General features: G+C 34.1%; 16 protein-coding genes and 1 tRNA gene. 9 read left to right on the plus strand and 8 right to left on the minus strand.

The window, feature by feature from the left end; genetic code table 11:
• Positions 1 to 3 precede the first annotated feature (3 nt).
• The 7 genes from NLJ00_RS17940 to NLJ00_RS17970 are packed head-to-tail and all read left to right on the plus strand — an operon-like array spanning position 4 to position 5,661.
• On the plus strand, positions 4 to 261 hold the full coding sequence (locus NLJ00_RS17940) for a hypothetical protein (RefSeq protein WP_256634843.1): 258 nt from the start codon (positions 4 to 6) through the stop codon (positions 259 to 261).
• 4 nt (positions 262 to 265) lie between these two features.
• Positions 266 to 1,558: a conjugative transposon protein TraM gene (gene traM / locus NLJ00_RS17945; protein ID WP_256634844.1), complete on the plus strand. Its 1,293-nt coding sequence runs from the start codon at positions 266 to 268 to the stop codon at positions 1,556 to 1,558.
• Between the two features lie 12 nt (positions 1,559 to 1,570).
• Positions 1,571 to 2,434 carry a conjugative transposon protein TraN gene (gene traN / locus NLJ00_RS17950; RefSeq protein WP_256634845.1) on the plus strand — a complete coding sequence of 288 codons (864 nt, stop codon included), beginning with the start codon at positions 1,571 to 1,573 and terminating at the stop codon, positions 2,432 to 2,434.
• A 15-nt stretch (positions 2,435 to 2,449) separates the two neighbouring features.
• The gene (locus NLJ00_RS17955; protein ID WP_256634846.1) at positions 2,450 to 3,601 is read left to right on the plus strand and encodes a hypothetical protein; all 1,152 of its coding nucleotides are present in this window, start codon (positions 2,450 to 2,452) and stop codon (positions 3,599 to 3,601) included.
• Between the two features lie 4 nt (positions 3,602 to 3,605).
• Positions 3,606 to 3,896: a hypothetical protein gene (locus NLJ00_RS17960; RefSeq protein ID WP_256634847.1), complete on the plus strand. Its 291-nt coding sequence runs from the start codon at positions 3,606 to 3,608 to the stop codon at positions 3,894 to 3,896.
• Positions 3,897 to 3,946: 50 nt separating this feature from the next.
• The gene (locus NLJ00_RS17965) at positions 3,947 to 4,114 is read left to right on the plus strand and encodes a hypothetical protein (protein WP_256634848.1); all 168 of its coding nucleotides are present in this window, start codon (positions 3,947 to 3,949) and stop codon (positions 4,112 to 4,114) included.
• On the plus strand, positions 4,111 to 5,661 hold the full coding sequence (locus NLJ00_RS17970) for a recombinase family protein (RefSeq protein ID WP_256634849.1): 1,551 nt from the start codon (positions 4,111 to 4,113) through the stop codon (positions 5,659 to 5,661). The genes NLJ00_RS17965 and NLJ00_RS17970 overlap by 4 nt, the downstream gene beginning before the upstream one ends.
• Here the strand turns inward: NLJ00_RS17970 and NLJ00_RS17975 are convergent.
• Positions 5,627 to 5,700: transfer RNA gene (locus NLJ00_RS17975), tRNA-Arg, on the minus strand. The two genes, NLJ00_RS17970 and NLJ00_RS17975, sit on opposite strands and share 35 nt — an antisense overlap.
• 112 nt (positions 5,701 to 5,812) lie before the next feature.
• Here NLJ00_RS17975 and NLJ00_RS17980 point away from each other — a divergent pair.
• Positions 5,813 to 6,325 carry an adenine phosphoribosyltransferase gene (locus NLJ00_RS17980; RefSeq protein ID WP_256634850.1) on the plus strand — a complete coding sequence of 171 codons (513 nt, stop codon included), beginning with the start codon at positions 5,813 to 5,815 and terminating at the stop codon, positions 6,323 to 6,325.
• A gap of 201 nt (positions 6,326 to 6,526) precedes the next feature.
• On the opposite strand, the gene NLJ00_RS17985 is transcribed toward NLJ00_RS17980, so the two are convergent.
• Both NLJ00_RS17985 and NLJ00_RS17990 read right to left on the minus strand, forming a co-directional pair.
• The gene (locus tag NLJ00_RS17985; RefSeq protein ID WP_053471388.1) at positions 6,527 to 7,177 is read right to left on the minus strand and encodes a response regulator transcription factor; all 651 of its coding nucleotides are present in this window, start codon (positions 7,175 to 7,177) and stop codon (positions 6,527 to 6,529) included.
• Positions 7,161 to 7,949: a sensor histidine kinase gene (locus NLJ00_RS17990; RefSeq protein WP_053471389.1), complete on the minus strand. Its 789-nt coding sequence runs from the start codon at positions 7,947 to 7,949 to the stop codon at positions 7,161 to 7,163. Before NLJ00_RS17990 ends, NLJ00_RS17985 begins: the two co-directional genes overlap by 17 nt.
• 42 nt (positions 7,950 to 7,991) lie before the next feature.
• On the opposite strand from NLJ00_RS17990, the gene NLJ00_RS17995 reads away from it, so the two are divergent.
• A complete protein-coding gene (locus NLJ00_RS17995) occupies positions 7,992 to 8,246 on the plus strand; it encodes a hypothetical protein (RefSeq protein WP_159439046.1) in 255 nt (84 codons plus the stop codon).
• Between the two features lie 331 nt (positions 8,247 to 8,577).
• On the opposite strand, the gene NLJ00_RS18000 is transcribed toward NLJ00_RS17995, so the two are convergent.
• The 5 genes from NLJ00_RS18000 to NLJ00_RS18020 form a co-directional block, all read right to left on the minus strand.
• Positions 8,578 to 9,012, minus strand: coding sequence for a hypothetical protein (locus NLJ00_RS18000; RefSeq protein WP_256634851.1), 435 nt, complete (start codon positions 9,010 to 9,012; stop codon positions 8,578 to 8,580).
• 617 nt (positions 9,013 to 9,629) lie between these two features.
• Positions 9,630 to 12,050 (minus strand): phenylalanine--tRNA ligase subunit beta, encoded by a 2,421-nt coding sequence (pheT, locus tag NLJ00_RS18005; RefSeq protein WP_256634852.1) that lies wholly within the window; start codon positions 12,048 to 12,050, stop codon positions 9,630 to 9,632.
• Positions 12,051 to 12,185: 135 nt separating this feature from the next.
• Positions 12,186 to 13,049, minus strand: coding sequence for a bestrophin family protein (locus NLJ00_RS18010; protein ID WP_053471393.1), 864 nt, complete (start codon positions 13,047 to 13,049; stop codon positions 12,186 to 12,188).
• A 205-nt stretch (positions 13,050 to 13,254) separates the two neighbouring features.
• Positions 13,255 to 14,565, minus strand: a complete 1,311-nt coding sequence (locus NLJ00_RS18015; RefSeq protein ID WP_053471394.1) for a TolC family protein — start codon at positions 14,563 to 14,565, stop codon at positions 13,255 to 13,257.
• A 56-nt stretch (positions 14,566 to 14,621) separates the two neighbouring features.
• Positions 14,622 to 17,717, minus strand: coding sequence for an efflux RND transporter permease subunit (locus NLJ00_RS18020; RefSeq protein ID WP_256634853.1), 3,096 nt, complete (start codon positions 17,715 to 17,717; stop codon positions 14,622 to 14,624).
• Positions 17,718 to 17,793 lie beyond the last annotated feature (76 nt).

Genomic DNA, 17,793 nt, shown 5'->3' on the forward strand with positions numbered 1-17,793 from the left:
ATTATGAAACGGCTATTGAAAAAACAGGAAACTTCATTTGTTTACAGCAGGTATTATGTGCTTGCACAAGACAAATGGGCTCAGAAAATGAATTACCTGACACAGAATCTTTCAAAGAAAAAACTCATATTTTTTTTAATCGTTTTTATAGTAATGTCGGCAGGTTTCTTTCTTTATAATATTTATGCAGTGGTGTCAAAAAATGATGCTGCGGCTTTAAAAAACAATTCTTCTATTACAACTATACATAACAAAAAATAAAGTCATGGAACAAAAAACTATATCATTAAAAGAATCTAGAAAACGTAAAATGCTTTTGGTTCTGCCTCTTATTACGCTTCCTTTTATAACCATTCTGTTTTACATTTTGGGAGGAGGAAAAAATGAGAAAATGACCGCTGAAATGGAACCAAAGAAAGGATTTAATTTTAATCTTCCTATCCCTAAATTCAAAGAAGACTCATCATTTGATAAAATGAGTTACTATGACCAGGCAGCAATGGATTCTATAAAACTTCTGGAGCAGATTAAAAAAGATCCTAATTATTCCAAGTACAAAATACTGGAGGATTCAATAGGGGACTGCGGAGATGAAGATTTTAAAAACAAAGGATTTGGGAAAAACCCGCTACTGTCAAATTCATCATCATTTCAAGACAGAAACGAACAGAAAGTTTACGAAAAGTTAAATGCGCTGAAAAAAGTAATCAGCCAGCCTGCTCTTTCAAATAGTTACGGTCAGGATATGCGAGAATTTGAAAATTATGGTTCATCGCCAGGAATCTCAGATCAAATAAAGAATCTGGAGCAGATGATGTCCACAATAGGAACCTCTCAAGAGCCAGACCCGGAACTGCAGCAGCTGGGCGGGATGCTGGAAAACATTTTGGATATTCAGCATCCATCCAGAGTGGAAGAAAAATTAAAGCAGTCATCAGACAATAAAAAAGGTAAAATTTTTACTGTCAGCAGGAAAAAAGAAGAAGACAATATAACCTCTCTGGCTTCTAAGGGGGAAGCTAGGAATGCATTGCCTATCAATGCTTTTTATTCACTGGATGAGGATATAAAAGATGAAGAGCAGCAGAATTCAATTGAAGCGGTTATTCATGAAACACAGACTATTATAAATGGATCAGTCGTTAAACTGAGATTAATAAAAGATGTGTTTCTCCAGAAAAATGTAATTCCGAAGAACACTTTTTTATATGGAACTGCATCTTTGAAGGGAGAGCGTTTAGAAATCAAAATTGATAATATCCAATTCAGGAATTCAATTTATCCAGTTGAACTTACTGTTTATGATATGGACGGGATTAATGGAATTTATATTCCAGGAGCAATCAGCCGAGATGTTGCTAAAGCTTCGGCTGACCGTTCGATTCAAACTTTAGGATTAACAGGAGTTACAGATTCCTGGGGAGCTCAGGCAGCAGGAATGGGAATCGAAGCGGCAAAAAGCCTTATGAGCAAAAAAGTAAAACTCATAAAAGTAGTGGTAAAAGCTGGATATCAGGTGCTTCTGTATGATGAAAAACAAAAGAATTTAAAACCCTAAAAGAAAGTAAAAATGAAAAAAATTAATGATTTGCTTTTAATTGGCCTGCTGTTGGTTTCGGTTTTAGTATTCCCGCAGTCAAACAGCAGAGAAACTGTCTTTTATGAAGACCAGTATAAGAACCTTCAGATCGGCTATTCAAAGACTACAAGCATTGTTTTTTCTTATTCGATAAAAAGCATAGATAAAGGAAGTGCCGATGTGCTTGTGCAGAAAGCCAAAGGAGTAGAGAATATACTGCTGGTAAAAGCCGCTAAGCAGAATTTTTTCCAAACCAATTTAACCATAGTAACTTCAGACGGCAGATTATATGTTTTTGTGCTGAATTACAATGAAGACTGTCCGGATCTAAATATCAAGGCAGAGAATGCGGTTGCAGCCAGTGGGGACATTTTATTTTCACTCGAAAATGAAAATCAGAAAAAAATAGAGCAGTGCGCTTCTCTTGCATTATCCAAAAAGAAAAAGACCAGCGGTTTAAAAAAGTCTAAGTTTCAAATCAGTCTTGAAGTAAACGGCATTTTTGTTCATCAGGATATTTTGTATTTGAGAGTAGTATTTGAAAATAAATCCAAGATTAACTACGACATAGATCAGTTTCGTTTTTTTATAAGGGACCAGAGAAAATCTAAACGCACAGCATCACAGGAAATAGAAATACGTCCGCTGTACGGCACTTCTTCATCTGCTGTGATTCCTTATAAATCTGAAGTAATAAAAGTTTATGCACTGGAGAAATTTACTATCCCTGAAAATAAGTATTTAACACTTGAGATGATTGAAAAAAACGGTGGAAGACATTTGGAAGTGGATATAAAAAATAATCTTACTGATAAGGTATTTCCGATTACGGAATTCAACCTTGATAATTTTTAAGGTTTAAAAAATATTATGATAATCAATTTAGCTGAAACTGAAATGATGCTGTCGTTTGCCGAGGAAATGGCACGTAACGGCCATCGATTTGTCGCATTCAATACTGACCAGATAACTGATACCTATACAATAGAATTTTTTAGAAAGTCGTTGGATGCGCAGGAGTACTGTCTGGTTATGACTAATGATGCAGAATATTTTCAAAATCTGCCGGTTGAATCTCTTATTGATGACCTAAGAGCTGTTTTAGAGAGTGGAATTGATACTTCCGAAAATGAAGCTTTTGAGCTTAATGGATTTGCCCAGCTTTTTAGGGAGAGGAAAGAATTTTTAGAAAATAATTTAAATCTAGATAAAATGAATCAGAAAAATTTAGAATACCTGAAAGACCAGTTAAAATATACTGGATTTGGAGAAACGTTCGATGCTGAACTGAAAGAGAACATGCAGAAAGGTGATAAGGATTTTAAAATCATCTATAATGGCATTATGAATAATGGTGTCCCAAACAAGGATACTTTGATGGTTGAATTGAATTTTAAGAAGTCTGAACAGACCGATATGTACTTTTTTAATTCCTACCACGTAAATCTACAGAAAGAGGAAAATAAGCCAGGACTGGAGCAGACTTTTTACATCAACAAAGACAGTAGCAGCATAACTATGAAAGAGGCCTATAATTTGATGGAAGGCCGATCTGTCAATAAGGATCTTAAAACTAAAGAAGGTGAAGTTTACAATTCCTGGCTAAAATTAGATTTCAAAGAAAGCGACAATTCGGGCAATTTCAAACTGAATCATTACCATCAAAATTATGGATATGATCTGGAAGTCAGTCTTTCAAAACACGCTATTAAAGAACTCGACACGCCGAAATATAAAGAGGATCTTTTGAATTCTCTTAAAAAAGGAAATCTTCAGTCGGTAACTTTTGTTGTCGGCGGTGTCGAAAACAAAATGTACGTAGAAGCAAATCCGCAGTTTAAGACTGTGAATGTTTACGACGGAAACATGGAAAGAATAAATCATAGAGAAAGCAAAGATCAGAAGCAGGCCGAAAGTGAAGGCAAATCAATGAAAAGGGATGTAGGTCAAAAAGAGGAACCACAATCGGAGGAAGGTGAAAAAAAAAGATCTCAAAAGAAAAGCAAGGCTAAAACTTTATAGTTAAATGGAAACGCTAAAACCTTTATCAGATTTCTTTTTAGCTATAGAAAAAGATTTCCGTATAAGTACGACACATATTGCGCTGTATGCCGCCTTGCTTCAATATAGGGTTGATAAGGGTTTTGCTAATCCAATACAAGTCTATAGGCATGAAATAACTCCTTTGGCTAAAATTTCATCTGCTTACACTTATCATAGATGTATAAATGAACTAAGTAGTTATGGATATCTTAAATACGAACCTTCGTTTAAAAAAACGCAGGGAAGTAAGATTTACTTTTACGATCGAACATAGATTAATAACCATAAAAGCCCTTGATGGGCTTTTATTATTTTAATTAAATAATGATGGAAAATGAAAAAGAAGAAATGAGGGGAAAAATAACTCCAGAGAAAGCTAGGCAAATGTTAAACTCTGAGGGTATGAATGTTACAATTGAAGAAGCAACCGAAATTTTGCTATTTTTACGAAAATTGGCCCATGCGGTCGTCTCAAAATTTTTAGAATCATGAGTATTATTGCAGATTTATACATCCGTGTAAGTACAGATGAACAAGCTGAAAAAGGCTATTCACAAAGAAATCAGGAAGAAGTGCTACGTAAGTACTGTTCTTTAAATTATATTGAGGTGAGAAATGTTATCTATGAGGATCATTCAGCCAAAACCTTCAACAGACCTCAGTGGAATAAACTGCTTCTTAACTTTAAAAAAGAGAAAAATAAATGTGATTTTGTCTTATTTACAAAATGGGACAGGTTCAGCAGAAATGCTGGGGATGCATACCAAATGATAAGTGTTCTGCGAAAACTTGGCGTGGAACCACAGGCAATTGAACAACCACTTGATTTATCCATTCCAGAGAACAAAATGATGCTTGCTTTTTACCTAGCTGCTCCCGAAGTAGAAAATGACAGACGAGCTTTAAATACTTTTCATGGAATGCGAAGAGCAAAAAAAGAAGGAAGATATATGGGAACAGCGCCCTTTGGTTATGCTAATAAATCAAAAGAAGATGGAACTAAATATATAGCTCTTGTCGAACCAGCAGCGTCAGTAATGCGATGGATTTTTGAGGAGATTGCAAGAGGAGTATTTAATACTGAGCAGGTTTACCATCTCGCATGCAAAAGGGGTTTTAAAAGAACAAAAAGCAATATGTGGGGATTAATTAGAAATCCAATTTACTATGGTAAAATTTTTGTTCCCAAATATAAAGATGAAGAAAGCATGTTGGTTACAGGGCAGCATGAGCCTTTAATCTCGGAGGGTCTTTTTTATAATGTTCAGGATATTTTAGACGGTAAATCTCGTATTTACAGACCGAAAATTAAAACAGTTGTGGAATTTCCTCTAAGAGGGTTCTTTAATTGTCCAAAGTGCCAAAAGAAGCTTCAGGGGAGCAAGTGTAAAGGCAGGCATAAGCACTACTATTATTACCATTGTGAAACGAAGTGTAAGTTTAGAATCAATTCTGAGTTAGCCAATGAATTATTTGTCGAAAATTTAAAAAAATATCAACCCATACCGGAGATCAAAAAATTATACAGTTCAGTTTTATATGAAACTCACCGCGAAATGGCGAACAATGCTGGCGAGCAGAAAAGAAGACTGTTGGAACAGATTAAAGATTATGAGCATAGGTTAAGCAATGCAAGAGATCTTCTTTTACAATCAAAAATAGATTCCGATGACTATAAATTAATGAAAGAAGACTACGGTGTACGAATTACAAACCTTGAGAGAGAATTATCGTCGATATCAAAAGACAAGCATAGCATTGAAAACCTGCTAGTTAAAGGGATTGACAATTTAATTAAAATAAATGAAGCTTACTTAGACATGGCTTTATCAGAAGCTCGAAGCCTAATTGGTTTGGTTTATCCCGAAAATTTCACTATTAAAGAAAATAAAGTACAAACCGCTAGAGTTAACAAAATAGTAGAGGGTATTTATTTGATTAACAAAGAGTTAGAGAGTAAAAAAAACGGGACAAAAGATGATTTTTATCTTTTGTCCCGTAGAGTGACCTCGACTGGATTCAAACCAGTAACCTTCTGAGCCGTAATCAGATGCGCTATTCAGTTGCGCCACGAGGCCTTTTTGCTTGGTTCAGCTAATTTTCGTAGCTTTGTTGAACGCTGTTTGCGGGTGCAAATATAGAGATAAATGCGAGATAAACAAGCAAAAAAATAAAGAAAATTTAAAAAAAATGAAGATTGAAAATTATATACGTGATATTCAGGACTTTCCTAAAGAAGGAATTTTATTTAAAGATATCACTCCGCTCTTAAATGACGTTGAAGCAAGGCAGGAATGCTTATCTATTTTGGTAAATTCTCTTAACGGACAAAAAATTGATAAGGTAGTAGGGGCAGAAAGTCGTGGTTTTTTCTTCGGAATGTTATTGGCGCAAGAACTAAATGCAGGATTTATTCCGGTAAGGAAACCTAAAAAGCTGCCTTATGAAACTATTTCGGCTTCATACGCATTAGAATATGGAACGGACAGCCTGGAAATGCATACCGACGCTATTCAAAAAGGAGACCGCGTATTAATTCATGATGACGTGCTGGCAACTGGCGGAACTGCAAAAGCAGTCTGCGAACTGGTTGAAAAGTTAGGCGGTGAAATTGTACAATGTAATTTTTTAATGGAACTGACTTTCCTTAACGGAAGAGAAAAAATCAAAGAGTTTCCAGTTTTTGCCGCGCTGTCTTATTAATTAAACAAACTCGTTGGTTATATAATTAATAAAAAATCATTTAACACATAGAAACATAGGCTTTAAATGCATTAAAAGAATATAAAAAGAAACATGTTTCTAAAACATAGCTGTCTCTGTGTGTTTAAAATGAGTGAAACGCCTTTTTTCTGAGTGCTAAATCTATGTTTCTACGTGTTAAAATAACTACGCCCAAAAAGTTTAAACAAAAACAATTTTATGTTTAACAGCGTACAAAACTAAACCTATTCTCGTTTTTATCTCTAACTTATCAAATAAAGATTCCCTGTAACCGTCAATGGTTTTAGGGCTTAAACACATTTCTGAGGCGATTTCTTTATAAGTCATCTCTGTGCAGGCATGTTTTATAAAAACCAGTTCTTTTTCCTTTAAACTGATTTTTTTATTATCGCTGTTGACTTTGTTAACGAGCATTGCTGAAACTGATTCGGTAAAATAATAACCTTTTTCGATAACACATTCAATAGCTTCCTTAAAAATCTCTGGTGAAGTATCTTTCAATAAATAACCTTTTGCACCGTTTGTAATCATTTTTATAATGATTTCTTCATCGTCGTTTACAGAAAGTGCAATTACTTTTAAATCAGGCCTGTTTTCCTTAACCCATTTCATGGTGCTTAAACCGTCTAAAACAGGCATATTAACATCTAATAATACCAAATCGATATTAGTATCCGGATTTTCCTGAAGATAGGAAATAAACAACTTTCCGTTTTCAAATCGCTCGATAACATCGTAATCTCCAAAACTTTTAATTAAAAGTTCTAATGATTGGGAAAAAAGCTGATGATCGTCGACAATAATAATTTTACTTTTAGTATTCGGTTTCATTGGTTGTGGTTAAAGGGTATTCTAAAGTTACGGTTGTTCCTGATGAATCTGATTCCATGATTAATTGAGCTCCAATAAGTTTAGCCCGAAGTTTCATGTTAGTTAATCCTTGTCCGGAATTTGCTTTAAGAGGATCATAGCCAATTCCGAAATCCTTTAATTTTAATTGAAAAAGGTCTTCAGTTGTTACAATATTTACCTCGTATAAATCGCTGTGGGAATGTTTTAAACTATTGTGTAAAGCTTCCTGAAAAATTCGGTAAATGAATAAATCGTGTTCTTCACTTATATTGGGAATTTCTCCAGTTAAATTATATCGGTACTGAATTTTTCTAAGTTTTTTTATACGTATTAAATCCTGTTTTATAGCTTCTATAAAGTTGCTTTGCAGTAAATTATCTTTACTAATAATGCGCGATAAAATCCTGAGTTCGTCAAGTGCTTTTGCAAGTACATTTTTAAGATCTTTTAATTCTTCTACCTGAATACTTTTACTGCTTATAGACATATTAAGCTGCATGATTCCAACGGATATAATCTGGCCAATATTATCATGAAGTTCTTTACTGATTTCAGAAAGTGTCTGATCCTTAATTTCGATGCGGGTTTTTACCAATTCCGATTGGAAATACATCTCAGATTCCATTTTTTCGACCAGATAGCTGTTCTTCTTCTTTAAAAAATAAAAGAAAAGTACAAGTACAACGGCCAGTAAAGTAAAAAAAACAATACCTAATGAAATTACTAATAGTTGTATTTCTTTTCGCTCCATAAAAAACCTATAATATAACAACTATGTGCTAAAAAATTTAAGATGAACAATACTAAACTAAATACCGATTCGTCTTGTTTGATAAGAAACCAATTGATGGCTAACATAAAAGGCGTAAAAGGAACGTGGAAAACCAATATTCCTAAAATGTACCAGAAAAAAACAGATCGTTTGAAATTTAAAATTTTGTCTGAATTAAAAATCTCCACCAAATATAAGCAGGATAATATTAATACTAACATTACACCTATGGCAAAACTGTATGTAAAGGAACGATTTGTATCTTCTTTAAAATAAATAATATTTAAAAAGAAGGAAACAATAAACAGAATTAAAAAGTAAACTGCCGTCATTCTGTAATTTATCTTCGACAAAAGACTTCGGAGCAGTAGTATATAGGCAGAAAAGCTGACAAACATATAGAAATTATAGACATAATAATTTAATAAGCCTGTCAAATAGGTAAAATAATATCCCACTAATTCTATTAGTGCAGAAAAAAAGATTAAAATTACTAAAAATTTAGCTTTATTACCAGGTAATTTATGCATTGAAATTAATCCGATGCCTCCTGATAATAAAGCTAAATAAATGATATACGATCTTAAAAATTCAAACATATTTTTTATTAATAGATTAAGCTTGGCGGTCTGCCGATATTACCGTAATTCATAGGGTCAAGACTTTGAATATCAGCTGGAGCTGATTCTTGCACCATGGCAAAGCTTTGAACTTTTGCGGCATTATCTTCAACTTTTTTTCCTGTTGGAACCAAGAATAGGGTTGTTAATCCGGCTTTTTCGCCGTGTTGTTCATCATCTGGATATACACCAAAATAAAAACGTATTCCATCTACGTTATATCCGTCTTGTGCGCCATGGGTTTTAATATAGTGTATATAACTTTCTAAAGCTTCTAATGAATACCAAACAGCATTTGCATCTTCTTTCTTAGCGCGTTTACCAGTTAAGGAAGCCGCTTTTTTAGCATTGTAGTTAACATTTAATTGTTTTGCAAATTCTTTCGATATTAACTGATTCGGTTTTGCGGGAGGATTTTTCATTGTTTTTTTAATTTAATTGGTTACTGGTTTAGTTTACTGTTTTTTAATTGTAGACGACAAAATTATTTGATGCCTAAAAACAACGCAAGGGGAAAAACACCCTTTTTTTACAGGTAAAATTATCTAAAAAAACGGGTTAAAATACGGCTTAATACTATTTTGTAATTAAATAATTTTACGATGTCAATTTTTAGGAATAAGAACGGATGCTAAAAGCACATAAACAACAGTAAAAGAAAATTCTTTTAGCAGAAAAAGACACAATGAAAACTTATAACTAAAAATACATAATTAACAATTAAGATTTTAGGATCAAATTTGAAATAAATATTTTATTAGTTAGTGTTTTTGTTTTTTGGTGTTTAAGGTTTCAGGTTCGGCAGCTTGTTAATTTACCTCAAAGTCCGCAAAGGATTGCGTAAAGAAAGAAATGTTTTGAAGATGTGGGTCAACAAAAACATTCAGACACTTTGTGAAATTCTTTGCGAATTTTATGGTAAAACAATACTCAGGCAGCCATCTGAAACCTGAAACTTGAAACAAAAAAACTTGAAACAAAAAAATAAACCCGACAAGTATAATACCTGTCGGGTTTGTTATTTAATAACTTTAAGACTTTATCTCAAGCTTGCGCCAAGTTCAGTTTCAAAAGTCTGTTGTAATTTAGACATGATTTTATCAATCTGAGCGTCAGTAAGCGTTTTTGTATTATCCTGGATTGTAAAACTTAAAGCATACGATTTTTTACCTTCCGGAAGTTTATCTCCCTGATATACATCAAATAAATTAATGTCTTTTAAAAGCACTTTCTCCGTTTGTTTCGCCAGGTTAAAAATGCTTTCGTAAGTCGTTTTTTCATCGATTAATAAAGCTAAATCCCTGCGAACTTCAGGATATTTAGGAATCTCCGTATACTTAATTTTTCCTGTAATGATTTTTAAAATCAAATCCCAGTTGAAATCAGCATAATAAACATCTTGTTTGATTCCGAAATGTTTTAAAATCGATTTCTTCACGACTCCCATTTCAACCAATGTATTATTGTTGTAGCAAATAGAAGTTCCTTCTGAGAAAACATCAGACTGAACCGGAGCATTCGAAATTTTTTCAATTCCCAAACGAGCCAAAATACCTTTTGCATACCCTTTCAATAAGAAGAAATCAGTTCCTTTTTGCGGCGTTGTCCAGCTTTCTTTATTTCTGTTTCCAGAAATAGATAAAGTTAAATGTTTGTGCTCTTCGTAACCGTTTAGGTATTTGTGATAAGATTTTCCGAATTCAAATAATTTTAAATCAGAATTTCTTCTGTTGATATTGTATGAAATCGCTTCAAGGGCAGAAAACAACAACGACTGACGCATTGTTGATAAATCACTGCTTAAAGGATTTAACATCGTAACATTATGTTCTTCTTTTAAAACAGTCGATAATTTAGCATACGCGGCTGTTGTTAAAGAGTTTGCCATCATTTCGTGAAAACCTTGAGAGTTTAATTGAGAAGCGATAACATTTTGTACTTTATAATCTTCTGTTCTTGGAGAATTAGCTACCGTTGCATTGAATTTTTTTGAAAACTCAATATTGTTGTAACCGTAAACTCTTAGAATTTCTTCGATAACATCAATTTCTCTTTGTACGTCTACACGATACGCAGGAATAGTTAAACCTAAACCAGTATCAGAAACGCTGTTTACTTTAATATCTAAAGAAACCAGGATTTTTTTGATGGTATCTTTTGGAATTTCCTGCCCGATGATTTTAGAAACGTGGCTGAAATTCAATAAAACTGAAAAATCTTCTACTTTTTTAGGATAAACTTCTACAACATCAGATGTGATTTTTCCACCTGCAACTTCCTGAATTAAGATAGCCGCACGTTTTAAAGCATATTCTGTAATAGTTGGGTCAATTCCTCTTTCAAATCTAAAAGAAGCATCGGTATTCAATTGATGTCTTTTTGCTGTTTTACGAACGCTTACAGCATCAAAATAAGCACTTTCTAAGAAAATAGAAGTTGTTCCGTCTGTAACGCCCGATTTTTTTCCTCCAAAAACACCTGCAATACAAAGCGGGCCTTTTTCATCACAAATCATTAAATCCTCAGCATGCAATGTTCTTTCAACATCATCAAGAGTGGTAAATTTTGTTCCTTCAGGCAATGTTTTTACAATTACTTTTCCGGTAATTTTTGCAGCATCAAAAGCATGAAGCGGCTGTCCTAACTCATGTAAAACATAATTAGTAACATCGACAATATTATTTTTTGGCGTTAAACCAATCGCTTTTAAACGATCCTGAAGCCATTTTGGAGATTCATGAACGGTAATTCCAGAAATTGTTACACCACAATATCTTGGTGCTAAAGCTGGTTCTTCAACATTAACATCGATTTTAAGTGTACGCATATCCACTCTAAAATTGCTTACAGATGGTGTAATCAATTCAACATTTACGCCTCTTTGAAGCATTCCGGCTCTTAAATCGCGCGCTGTTCCATAGTGGCTCATTGCATCGGCACGGTTTGGTGTTAAACCAATTTCGAAAACTTCATCATCTGCAATTTGAAAAACTTCAGAAGCTTTAGTCCCCGGAACCAGATTTTCATCCAGAACCATAATTCCGTCGTGACCATTCCCAAGACCTAATTCATCTTCGGCACAAATCATTCCGTGGCTTTCCTGTCCGCGAATTTTACCTTTTTTAATAGTAAATTCAACGCCATCTTTATCATATAAAACGGTTCCAATAGTTGCAACAGGAACTTTTTGTCCCGCAGCCACATTTGCAGCACCGCATACAATTTGTACAGGAGCTTCTAAACCAATATTTACTGTAGTAACTTTTAATCGGTCTGCATCAGGATGTTTTTCGCAAGTAAGTACATGACCTACAACAACGCCTTCTAACCCGCCTTTAATAGACTGGTATTTCTCAACAACTTCAACTTCAAGACCCAGATCTGTCAATAATTCAGAAGTTTGCTCAGATGTCCAATCCGTTTTAATGAATTGTTTTAACCAGTTATAAGATATTTTCATGTTAGTTTTATTCTTTTATCAGGATACAAATATAAGGATTGAGAATTGTAGTAAGAAAGAATTTATTTGGTTTTTCTGCCTTAAAACGTTTGGTAAACTCAAAATTGTACGTTATTCTTTTGATTTTTAGCTTCTTTAAATCAATTCTTCAATATGTTTTTTGATGTTTTCAGAAATCTTTTTTGTTGGAAGATCATTTTCATCATCTCCAAACGGATCTTCGATTTCCTCGGCAATAAGCTCCAAACTCGCCAAAACATAAAATATAAAAACGACAACCGGCGCTACAAAATATCCCAAACTAATAGAATACCCAAACGGAAGCGTCATGGTATAAAAGAAGATAAATTTCTTGATAAAAGCGCTGTAAGAGTAGGGAATAGGCGTATTTTTGATGCGCTCGCACGCACCGCAGATATCTGTAAACGACTGCAATTCGTCATTTAAAATGATTAATTGATCGCCTGTGATTTTCTTTGCATCATACAAATCATTGATTTTATGATACATGATTCTTTTAAGCTGATTGGGCTTGTGTTTATGATGGTCAATTTCTAAATCAACATCTTCAAAAAGCTGTTTACTGGTATCAGCATCTTTTAAATGTTTGTGCAGAATATCAGCATACAACGGGATAAATTTTCTAAAGAAACTCCTGTCGTTTTCGTCTTTTAAAATTGCAGACAATTTAATAGCCAGATTACGGCTGCTGTTTACCAAACCTCCCCAAAGTTTACGTCCTTCCCACCAGCGGTCATAAGCGGTATTTGTTCTAAAAACCAGCAATAACGAAATGACAAAACCAAGCATTCCGTGCATAATAGGAATGTTGTGGATATAATCATTTTTGCCAACTTTAAAATATTCAACTTCCAGATATCCAACGGCTGCGGCATAAGCACCAATCGCAAGCATGATTGGAAATAGTTTTCTAACGGTATCTGATTTATGAAAATGGAATATGAACGTAAACCATTCTTTGGTATTATAAGAGATCATCTAAATTTTGTTTTGAAACAAATTTAAACTAAAAAAATCACCTAATTTGTTGTAATTTGAAAAAAAATCTGCTGAATCTGCTGTATCTGCGAGCTGATTTTTTTTTCCGCAGATTTAGGAGATTAGCAGATGAAGATGAGTTCAAACTAATGCTTTGTATTTTATAGGTAAGTGGTTCTGGTTCTCTTAATTATTAGTTGAAAAATTAAAAATTAATATTTCCTGCTAATTCTTTTAAGGCAATTTCAGATAATTTTGCTTCGTATTGTGCATTGCTGTAACGAACTTTTGCGTTTACATAATTGAGCTGAGCCGTTCTGAAATCAATGGTTGTGATAGTTCCAATTCTGAATTTATCTAAAGTAATTTCTAAATTTTGTCTGGCGATTGCTTCGTTATTTTCTTCTAAATCAATAAGTTCTAAATTGGTTAAATACGTTTGAAAAGCAGTGCTTAATTGCGTGTTTAAAATCATATTTTGCTGATCGATTGCAATTTGAGAATTTTCGATTTGAAGCTTGGCTACTTTTTCATTTCGATGCTGATTAAATCCGTCAAAAATATTCATCGAAGCATTAAAACCATAGGTAAAACCTCTTGAAGAGTTTTCACTTGTAAATCCTAAACTCGACTGACTTTCGGCAAAATTATAACCAGAAGTTAAATTTACAGTTGGATATCTGCTTGCTTTTACTTGTTTCAGCTGTAATTCGGCAATACGTTTATTGATAATTTGCGATTCCAGAGCCGGATTTTGTTTTTGTGCCAAATTCATTAAATCGGCCAAAACCAGTTTTTCATCAACAGTAACAACATCAGTTACTTTGAAATTAATTTTAGGATCACGCGCTAAATATTGGTTCAATAATATTTTAGCATTCGCATAGGATTCTTTTTGTCTTAATAAAGTAACCTGATCTGTATTTAAATCAACCTGCGCATTTAAAACTTCTAATTTTGAAGCTTTACCAATGGTGAAACGATTTTGTGCTAATTCTACTCTTTGTTTAGAAATTACAATTGTAGTATCTAAAGCCGCTAATTGATGCTGTTGCTGAACCAAATCATAATAAGCAGCATTTACCTGACCAATTTTTACGAGAATAGTTCTTTTTAATTCAGAATCGCCTAATTTTTGAAGTTCTTTTAACTGATCGTATCTCGCAAACATTCTCATGCCGTCAAAAACTGTCCAGCCTAAACTAACTCCATACGTTAAACTGTTGTTTTTTGCATTGTTTAATGTAGTTGATGTTCCGTCCTGACGTACCTGAGTTGAGTTGGTAACACTATTGTTGTCAACAATATTAGCTGTAGCTGTTGGCAATATTCCGGCGTTTCCTACAGTAACATTTGTTTCGCTTATTGTCGAATTATTTTTGGCAATTTTAATCTCAAAATTATTCTCTAAAGCGATTTTCATTGCTTCTTCAATAGTCAAAACTTCCTGTGCATTTGTTTTAAAAATGCAAAAGAACAGAACTATTAAAGTGCAGTATATATTCTTAATATTCATATTATTTTTCTTTTGCCGCGAATTCACAAATTTTATTCGTGAATTCATGGCTAATATTATTTACTTTCTTTTTCGTATTCATCGATACGATCAAATTCAGGATAATGTTTTCTGGCTTTAGACCACATAAAATAAATTGCAGGAATCACAAAAAGAGTCAGCGCCAAAGAGAAAATAGTTCCTCCTACAATTACAACTCCCATACCAATTCTACTAGTAGAAGCTGCTCCAAGTGACATTGCAATTGGTAATGCTCCTAATGCAATCGCTAAACTCGTCATTAAAATTGGACGTAAACGTGCCTCTGATGCTTCAAGAATGGCTTCCATTTTTGGTTTGCCCTGCTCTCGTAACTGATTGGCAAATTCGACTATCAAAATACCATTTTTCGTAACCAGACCAATAAGCATTACGGTTCCAATCTGGCTGAAAATGTTCCAGGTCTGATTGAATAACCAAAGTGAAAATAAGGTACCGGCAACCGCCATTGGTACTGTTAATATGATAATAAGCGGATCGATAAAACTCTCGAATTGTGCCGCAAGAATTAAGAAAATCAATAATAAAGCTAATCCAAATGCAAAAGATGTATTCGAACTACTTTCGACAAAATCTCGCGATTCTCCACTTAAATCTGTTGTAAAACTTTCGTTTAAAACTTTGGCTTTAATTCTGTCCATTTCCTCAATACCGTCGCTGATACTTTTTCCCGGTGCTAAACCTGCAGAAACGGTTGCAGACATATAGCGATTGTTGTGGTACAATTGCGGCGGATTACTCTGCTCGACAACATTTACAACATTGTCCATTTGAATTAATTGTCCGCTTTTGTTCTTTACAAACATCGAAGTTAAATCCAGCGGTTTTGATCTGTCTTTTTGATCAAACTGGCCAATAACCTGATATTGTTTTCCGTTTTTAATGAAATATCCAAAACGCTGTCCGCTTAACGAAAGCTGTAAAGTTTGTGCAATATCAATAATAGAAATTCCTAAACTCTCTGCTTTTTCACGATCGATACTTACGTTGATTTCAGGTTTATTAAATTTTAAATTGACATCTGTTGTCGAGAAAACATCGCTTTTACCTACTTCATTCATAAAAACAGGGATTTTTTCTCTTAGTTTTTCAAAAGTTGGAGCCTGAATAATGTACTGAATCGGAAGACCTCCACGTCGGTTCACGGCAATTGTAGGCTGCTGAATTACCGATGTTTTAGCATCTGGATATTTTTTTGTCCATTTTGATAATTGATCAGCAATATCTTTTTGAGACTTGTTTCTTTCGTCTGGTTCTTTCAGCGAAAGCCTGATAAAACCGGAATTTGTTGCAGAACCTCCGGAACCTCCTGCGGTAATTACCAAGCTGACTTTTTTCTCCGGAATAGAATCATCAACCAATTTTGATATTTCCTGCATAAAACGGTTGGTATATTCATAAGAAGAGCCTTCTGGAGTGGTCATTCTCATGGTTACCGAACTTCTGTCATCATAAGGAGCAGTTTCTTTTGGGAGTATAGTAAAAAACAAATAAATCAATCCAAAACAAGCAATAAGGATAGGGAAGGAGATCCATTTTTTATCCATGAATTTGGTTAAAGACTCCGCATAACCGCTATTCATTTTTTCGAAAAATGGTTCTGTTTTAATATAGAATTTTGATTTTTTCTGTTCTCCGCCTTTCATTAAATAAGCATTTAACATTGGCGTTAAAGTCAAGGATACAAAGGCAGAAATTAATACAGCCGCACCAATAACGACCCCAAATTCCCTAAAGAGTCGGCCTACGAAACCTTCTAGGAAAATTACAGGCAAAAATACCGCCGCAAGTGTTACTGAAATAGAGATTACAGCATAGAAAATTTCATTAGAACCTTTAATAGCTGCTTCAATTGGCGACATTCCTTCTTCGACCTTTTTAAAGATATTTTCAGTTACTACAATTCCGTCATCTACAACTAATCCTGTTGCCAAAACAATGGCTAATAAAGTCAATACATTGATGGAAAACCCGAAAAGCCACATGATAAAGAAAGTAGCAATTAACGAAACGGGAATATCAATTAAAGGCCTGAACGCAATGGCCCAGTCTCTAAAGAAAAGATAAATAATAATGATTACCAGAATGATCGAAATTCCTAAAGTTTCGGCAACTTCAAGTACCGATTTTTTTACGAACAGCGTATTGTCAAGTGCAATATTTAGTTTTATATCCTTTGGAAGATCCTTTTTTAAAGCATCATATTTTTTATAGAATTCTTTCGAAATATCAAGATAATTGGCTCCTGGCATTGGTACAATGGCTAAACCAATCATTGGAAGTCCCGAAGATGTTAAAGAAGTTTCGATATTTTCAGGTCCTAGTTCGGCACCGCCCACATCGCTCAAACGAACAATTTTTTCTCCGTCTGTTCTAATGATAATGTTATTAAATTCTTCTGGTTTCGAAAGGTTTCCAATGGTTTTTACGGTCAATTCGGTATTGTTTCCAGTTAATTTTCCAGAAGGTAATTCTACGTTTTGCGCATTTAAGGCATCCCGAACATCAGCAACAGTACAGTTGTAAGCATTTAATTTTATCGGATCAATCCATAAACGCATCGCATAACGTTTTTGTCCCCAAATTTGAACCCCGCTTACTCCGGGAATAGTTTCTAAGCGCTGTGAAATTACATTTTCGGCATAATCGCTTAGTTCTAAAGAACTTCGGGTATCGCTCTGAACCGTCATCGAAATAATAGATTCACTATCTGCATCGGCTTTAGAAACCACCGGCGGCGCATCAATATCCTGAGGTAAACTTCGAACAGCCTGCGAAACTTTGTCACGAACATCATTTGCGGCTTCTTCCAGATTTTTATCCAGATTAAATTCGATGGTAATGTTACTGCTTCCCTGATTACTGGATGATGTTATGTTTCGAATTCCGTCAATTGCATTTACTGCTTTTTCAAGAGGCTCCGTAATTTGTGATTCTATAATATCAGAATTGGCTCCTGTATAATTGGTTCTAATAGAAACCTGAGCAGGATCGATGGAAGGAAATTCACGAACACCCAAAAATGTATAACCAATAAAACCGAATAATATAATTAATAGATTCAGTACAATGGTTAAAACAGGTCTTCTTATACTTGTAGTTGATAAACTCATGTTTGATTTTAGATTGTTGATTTTAGATTTCAGATTTATGCTAAATCTTACTGCTCTTTAAATCTATATTCAAGTC

It is taken from the genome of Flavobacterium panici (assembly GCF_024499525.1).
In the GTDB taxonomy this organism is placed as follows: domain Bacteria; phylum Bacteroidota; class Bacteroidia; order Flavobacteriales; family Flavobacteriaceae; genus Flavobacterium; species Flavobacterium panici.

Coding starts and splice junctions, on each gene's coding strand:
- NLJ00_RS17940 (WP_256634843.1), top strand. CDS start 4: ATGAAACGGCTATTGAAAAAACAGGAAACTTCATTTGTTTACAGCAGG.
- traM (WP_256634844.1), top strand. CDS start 266: ATGGAACAAAAAACTATATCATTAAAAGAATCTAGAAAACGTAAAATG.
- traN (WP_256634845.1), top strand. CDS start 1,571: ATGAAAAAAATTAATGATTTGCTTTTAATTGGCCTGCTGTTGGTTTCG.
- NLJ00_RS17955 (WP_256634846.1), top strand. CDS start 2,450: ATGATAATCAATTTAGCTGAAACTGAAATGATGCTGTCGTTTGCCGAG.
- NLJ00_RS17960 (WP_256634847.1), top strand. CDS start 3,606: ATGGAAACGCTAAAACCTTTATCAGATTTCTTTTTAGCTATAGAAAAA.
- NLJ00_RS17965 (WP_256634848.1), top strand. CDS start 3,947: ATGATGGAAAATGAAAAAGAAGAAATGAGGGGAAAAATAACTCCAGAG.
- NLJ00_RS17970 (WP_256634849.1), top strand. CDS start 4,111: ATGAGTATTATTGCAGATTTATACATCCGTGTAAGTACAGATGAACAA.
- NLJ00_RS17980 (WP_256634850.1), top strand. CDS start 5,813: ATGAAGATTGAAAATTATATACGTGATATTCAGGACTTTCCTAAAGAA.
- NLJ00_RS17985 (WP_053471388.1), bottom strand. CDS start 7,177: ATGAAACCGAATACTAAAAGTAAAATTATTATTGTCGACGATCATCAG.
- NLJ00_RS17990 (WP_053471389.1), bottom strand. CDS start 7,949: ATGGAGCGAAAAGAAATACAACTATTAGTAATTTCATTAGGTATTGTT.
- NLJ00_RS17995 (WP_159439046.1), top strand. CDS start 7,992: ATGAACAATACTAAACTAAATACCGATTCGTCTTGTTTGATAAGAAAC.
- NLJ00_RS18000 (WP_256634851.1), bottom strand. CDS start 9,012: ATGAAAAATCCTCCCGCAAAACCGAATCAGTTAATATCGAAAGAATTT.
- pheT (WP_256634852.1), bottom strand. CDS start 12,050: ATGAAAATATCTTATAACTGGTTAAAACAATTCATTAAAACGGATTGG.
- NLJ00_RS18010 (WP_053471393.1), bottom strand. CDS start 13,049: ATGATCTCTTATAATACCAAAGAATGGTTTACGTTCATATTCCATTTT.
- NLJ00_RS18015 (WP_053471394.1), bottom strand. CDS start 14,565: ATGAATATTAAGAATATATACTGCACTTTAATAGTTCTGTTCTTTTGC.
- NLJ00_RS18020 (WP_256634853.1), bottom strand. CDS start 17,717: ATGAGTTTATCAACTACAAGTATAAGAAGACCTGTTTTAACCATTGTA.